We start from the raw sequence: 4,632 nt of genomic DNA on the forward strand, positions 1-4,632 counted from the left end.
GGATTGCCTGTTCTCTACTCGTGCTGGGGAAGCCATTGGGCGAGCACGACGGCCTCGTTCTCCTTTTCGTTGCGGGCGGCGTACAGCAGCGTGACGCGCGGGTAGGCCGCCAGCGCGGGGCTCGCGATCTTCTTCGCGAAGGCCAGCGCCTCGGGGTTCGCGTTCAGCTCGGCCACGTACTTCTGCTGGAACAGGTCCCAGTGGGCGGGATCGTGGCCGAAGGCCTTGCGCAGCTCGGTGGAGGGGGCCAGGAACTTCGCCCACTCGTCGTAGTGCACGCGCTCCTTGGTGAGTCCGCGCGGCCAGAGCCTATCGACGAGCACCCGGTAGCCGTCGCTTTCCTCGTAGGGTTCGTACACGCGCTTGATGACGATTTCCATGGCAGGCCTCCTTGGTTCGGCGGTCTTGATTATGGTGCCGGGGTCGACGGAGATGGAGCGTGACGCGCCTCTGTAAACAAAACGCTCTCGCCATGTAACGGGCGAGAGCGTTTTTGATTGCTCGGAGCAGGTCGAGAGCTCGGCGGAGCCTGCCGCCCTGCCTTGCCTACAGCGCCAGCTTGTAGATTTCCGCGGCGTCTTCCAAGGTGAGCTTTTTGAAGCTGCCGAAGGGGACGCCCTTGTTCTGGGCGAGGGTGGGCAGCATCTTCGGGATGTCGGTCTCCTCCACGCCCAGCTCGGCGAGCGTGGTGGGCATCCCCAGGCTCGCGAAGAAGGCGCGCGTCTCGTCGATGGCGGAAAGCGCGTCGGCCTCCATGTCACCGGTGGGGGTGAGGCCGAACACTGCCTGGCCGTAGAAGGCGAAGCGGGCCGGGTTCTCGCCATGCACGTATTCCATCCAGGCGGGGAACATGACGGCCAGGCCCGCGCCGTGGGTGATGGCCGGGTCCAGGGCCGACAGCTCGTGCTCCAGCCCGTGGGTGGCCCAGTCCTCGTGACGGCCCACGCCGGCGAGTCCCTGATGGCACAGCATGCCGGTCCACATGATGTTCGCGCGGGCATCGTAGTTGTCGGGGTCGGCCAGCACACGCGGCGCCTCGGCGCGGATGGTGTTCATGAGCGACAGGTTCAGGTTGTCGGTCACGGGCACCGCGCCCACGTCGTCGAAGAAGCGCTCGAGCAGGTGGCAGTACATGTCGGTGAGCCCGGCGGCCGTCTGGAAGGGCGGCAGGGTGAAGGTGAGCTCCGGGTTCATGAAGGCGAACTTCGGACGCTGGGCGTTGTTGGCGTAGCCGGTCTTGCGGCCCAGCTCGTCGTTGGACACCACGGTGTTCTTAGAGGCCTCGGAGCCGGCGGCCGGAATGGTGAGCACCACGGCGATGGGCAGCACGTCGTGGTCGAGCGCCTTGGTTTCGAAGAGCTCCCACACGTCGCATTCCACGCAGGCGCCGTTGGCGATGGCCTTCGCCGAGTCGATGACCGAGCCGCCGCCCACGGCGAGGATCCAGTCCACGTCGCCCTCCTTGCACAGCCGCACGCCCTCGCGCACCAGGGTGATCTCGGGGTTGGGACGCACGCCGCCCAGCTCGATGTGCTCGATGCCCGCCGCATCCAGCGAGGCGCCCACACGGTCGATGAGCCCCGAACGCCGCGCGCTCTCGCCGCCGAAATGCACGAGCACGCACTTGGCGCCGACCTCGGCCAGCTTGGCGCCCACCTGTTCTTCCGCACCGCGGCCGAACACGAAGTGGGTGGGGGAGACGAATTCGAAGTTTTCCATGGAGGTCCTTTCTACCGTGCGATGCGATCGAGCAGCTCTATCTTCTTGCGCACGGCATCGACGATGGTGGCGATGCGGCGCTCGGGGATGTTGGGGTTCTTCGCGAGGATGGCGGCCATCTCTTCGGCGTAACCGTCCAGCATGGCGGGGTCGTACCAGTCGAAGTAGCCCTCGAACAGGCGCAACTGCGCGTCCGGTTTCATGCCGTTCATCTTGAAGGGCTTGGCCATGTACAAAAAGTCGCCGGGAACTTCCAGAAGCTCCGCGTTCGACCACAGACACGAGCCGGAGTCGAACACCGGCGCGATGCCCGTCACCTCGAGTGTCTCCACGTTGCGGATGATGCCGAAGTTGCGGTAGTGGCGGTCGCGGTTGGCCAGCACGAAATCGCCGGCGAACATCTTGGCCAGCGAGGTCATGACGGCATCGGCGTCAAGCCCCAGATCTTCCAGGCGCTTCACGTAGAAGCTCAGGTCGGACAAGTTGTTCGGCTGTTTCACGTTGCGGATGACATCCCAGGCGGCCGCGAGCTCCTCGTCGGGCCCCAGCAGGTTCGGGCAGGCGGAGTAGGTGCGTCGCTGATCTTCGACAAGCCAATAGGAGACGAACTCACCGGGTTCCATGAGCCGACGATGCAGCGCCGTAGCGGCCACCTCGTTGTAGGGCTCCTGGTTGAAGGCGCCCACACCCGACTTCAGCAGCACCCGCTCGCCGCCTATGATTTTCCACTTCTTCAGCAAATCGCCGCCCAGGGTGCTGTTGGGGGAGGACAGACTCACCGTGCGGTAGTCGGGCGCGTCGGGGGAAGACCCTGCCGAGTCCTGGCCGAGGGTGAGAAACCCCAGGTCGTCGGTGAAGTCGTTGTCGAAGAAGTTGATGGCGTCCCACGACTTGGGGTCGTCCTCGTCGTTCAGCCAATAGCGGTCGGAAAGCGACAGCCCGAAGCTTTTCTCGGCTAGCACGAGCGTACTTTCCAGCTGCAGGTTCTCCAGAAGACGCTTGATCTGCGCGCGAGAAGCGGGAATGGCGCGGTGACGCCACCAGTAGTTCAGCTCGGCCTTCGAGATGTCGCCGTGGCGGTCGGTAAGGCCGAAAGGCGCCGCTTCGAGCGCGAGCACCTCGCGAATGCGCACGGCCTTGTGGTCGTCCAGGTCGTAATCGAACGACAGCACGGGCGTGTTCTTGTTCATGAGCGTGTAATGGGCAACCGTCACCGACTCACCGCCTTCCGCAGTCCTTCCACGCGATGTTCTCCCATTATAAGGGAGGCGGCTCTGCCCCGCGGCGCTACAATGGGGGAGATTTCGGAAAAGGAGGAGCGCCATGACGGTCCTGTTTGTGAATGCGTGCCTGCGAGGCGACGAGTCCCGCACCCTCACGCTGTGCCGCGAGTATCTGGAAGGCATCGAGGACGTGAAGGAAGTGAACCTGTCCGAGCTGCGCCTGGAGCCCTACTACGGCGATTCGGCTGCCTACCGCGCCCAGCTGGAGGCGAAGGGCCTGTTCGACGATCCCATGTTCGACATCGGGAAGGACTTCGCCGAGGCCGACGAGATCGTCATCGGCGCGCCCTACTGGGACCTGTCGTTCCCGGCGGCGCTGAAGGTGTACATCGAGCACGCGGCGGTCATGGGCGTTACCTTCCACTACACCGAGGAGGGCCGCTGCGAGGGCCTGTGCCGCGCGAAGCACCTCACCTATATCACCACGGGCGGCGGCGCGGTGGAGTCCATGAACTACGGCTATGAGTACCTCTGCGGCATTGCCGGTATGTTCGGCATTCCCGAGACCCGCTTTGCAGCCGCCGAGAACCTGGACGTGGTCGGCGCCGACATCGAGGCGAACCTGAACGAAGCCCGCAAGGTGCTCGCCCAGCTGAAGGCGACGCGGTAGGGCTTCAGGCCCTCATGTGCGTGTGGCGATGCTGCGGCACGCCACGTTGAGTACCGCCTCGTTCAATGAGGCCATACGGCGGCTAAGCTAGGGGCAGATCGGGGGTGAGATCGCCGACGACCTCCCAGCGGCCGCCTTTGCGGGGGCCGGTGTGGTGAAGCTTGCCATCTTCCTGGAGCTGCTTCATGATGCGCTGGATGTGGCGCGTGGACACGTCCAGCGAGTCCGCGAGTTCGCGTGCCGACGAGGAAGGATTTGCCTGCAGCAACTCGAGAACGCGCTCATCGAGAGGTGCACGGCTTTTCGCGTCTGTAGGAAACTGCGCGAGGAACTGCAGGCGCTTCTCGAGCTCTTCGGTTTCGCAGGCGAGCAGCAGGTGCACGAACGGGGCATCGTCGCCGTCGGCCTGCCAGCGCTCCAGGGACTCCTTGTACTCCAGGGCGTGGGATGCCTTGATGGCGACCGGGGCGAGTTTGAAAGACTCTAGCTGGGCGTTCAGCAGCAAGCGTCCTGTGCGCCCGTTGCCGTCGGCGAAGGGGTGGATGGCCTCGAAGGCGGCATGGAACCACGCACAGGCCAGAAGGGGGCTGCCCTCCTGAATCAGGCGATTGAAGTGGAAGAGCAGATCGTCCACTTCCTCGCGGATGCGTAAAGGAGAGGTGGGGGTTGTCCGCGATGCCCGTATGATGGCCGGCGCATTGCGGTAGATGCCGCGGGCGGCGGGCTGAAGGTCGAGAGCGCATCGCTCGTGGATATCTAGGATAAGGTTCTTGTCGAAAGGATGCTTCTCGGCGCTACAACGCGAGAGAAAGTCGTGGCCTTCGAAAATGCCGCGTGCCGCTATCTGCTCGCGGCCGGGCTTGCCGGGGACGAACTCGCCTTCGTAGATGATTTCCGTTTCCGCGAGCGTGAGAGTCGATCCCTCGATGGCGTTCGAGTTGTAGGCCATGCGCACGAGAAAGTCCTCCTCGTAGGAACGCAAGGCCTCGAGACTCGCGATGGGCCTGCGCTGCCGCCGCC

5 protein-coding genes are annotated in these 4,632 nt (G+C 64.4%); 1 reads left to right on the forward strand and 4 read right to left on the reverse strand.

Features of this window, described 5'->3' with window-relative positions:
* Positions 1 to 14: 14 nt before the first annotated feature.
* The 3 genes from VJ923_RS03745 to VJ923_RS03755 all read right to left on the reverse strand — a co-directional run bounded on the left by VJ923_RS03745 (position 15) and on the right by VJ923_RS03755 (position 2,933).
* Positions 15 to 380 (reverse strand): DUF488 domain-containing protein, encoded by a 366-nt coding sequence (locus VJ923_RS03745; RefSeq protein ID WP_326438700.1) that lies wholly within the window; start codon positions 378 to 380, stop codon positions 15 to 17.
* A 166-nt stretch (positions 381 to 546) separates the two neighbouring features.
* Positions 547 to 1,719 (reverse strand): iron-containing alcohol dehydrogenase, encoded by a 1,173-nt coding sequence (locus tag VJ923_RS03750; protein WP_326438702.1) that lies wholly within the window; start codon positions 1,717 to 1,719, stop codon positions 547 to 549.
* Between the two features lie 11 nt (positions 1,720 to 1,730).
* A complete protein-coding gene (locus tag VJ923_RS03755; protein WP_326438704.1) occupies positions 1,731 to 2,933 on the reverse strand; it encodes a HipA domain-containing protein in 1,203 nt (400 codons plus the stop codon).
* A gap of 109 nt (positions 2,934 to 3,042) precedes the next feature.
* Between VJ923_RS03755 and VJ923_RS03760 the strand changes: the two genes are divergently transcribed.
* The gene (locus VJ923_RS03760) at positions 3,043 to 3,612 is read left to right on the forward strand and encodes an NAD(P)H-dependent oxidoreductase (RefSeq protein WP_326438706.1); all 570 of its coding nucleotides are present in this window, start codon (positions 3,043 to 3,045) and stop codon (positions 3,610 to 3,612) included.
* A gap of 82 nt (positions 3,613 to 3,694) precedes the next feature.
* Here the strand turns inward: VJ923_RS03760 and VJ923_RS03765 are convergent.
* The coding region (locus VJ923_RS03765; RefSeq protein ID WP_326438708.1) for a Fic family protein at positions 3,695 to 4,632 on the reverse strand (938 nt) is incomplete at its 5' end.

Origin of the sequence: Adlercreutzia shanghongiae (assembly GCF_035830635.1) — a bacterium.
In the GTDB taxonomy this organism is placed as follows: Bacteria; Actinomycetota; Coriobacteriia; order Coriobacteriales; family Eggerthellaceae; genus Adlercreutzia; species Adlercreutzia shanghongiae.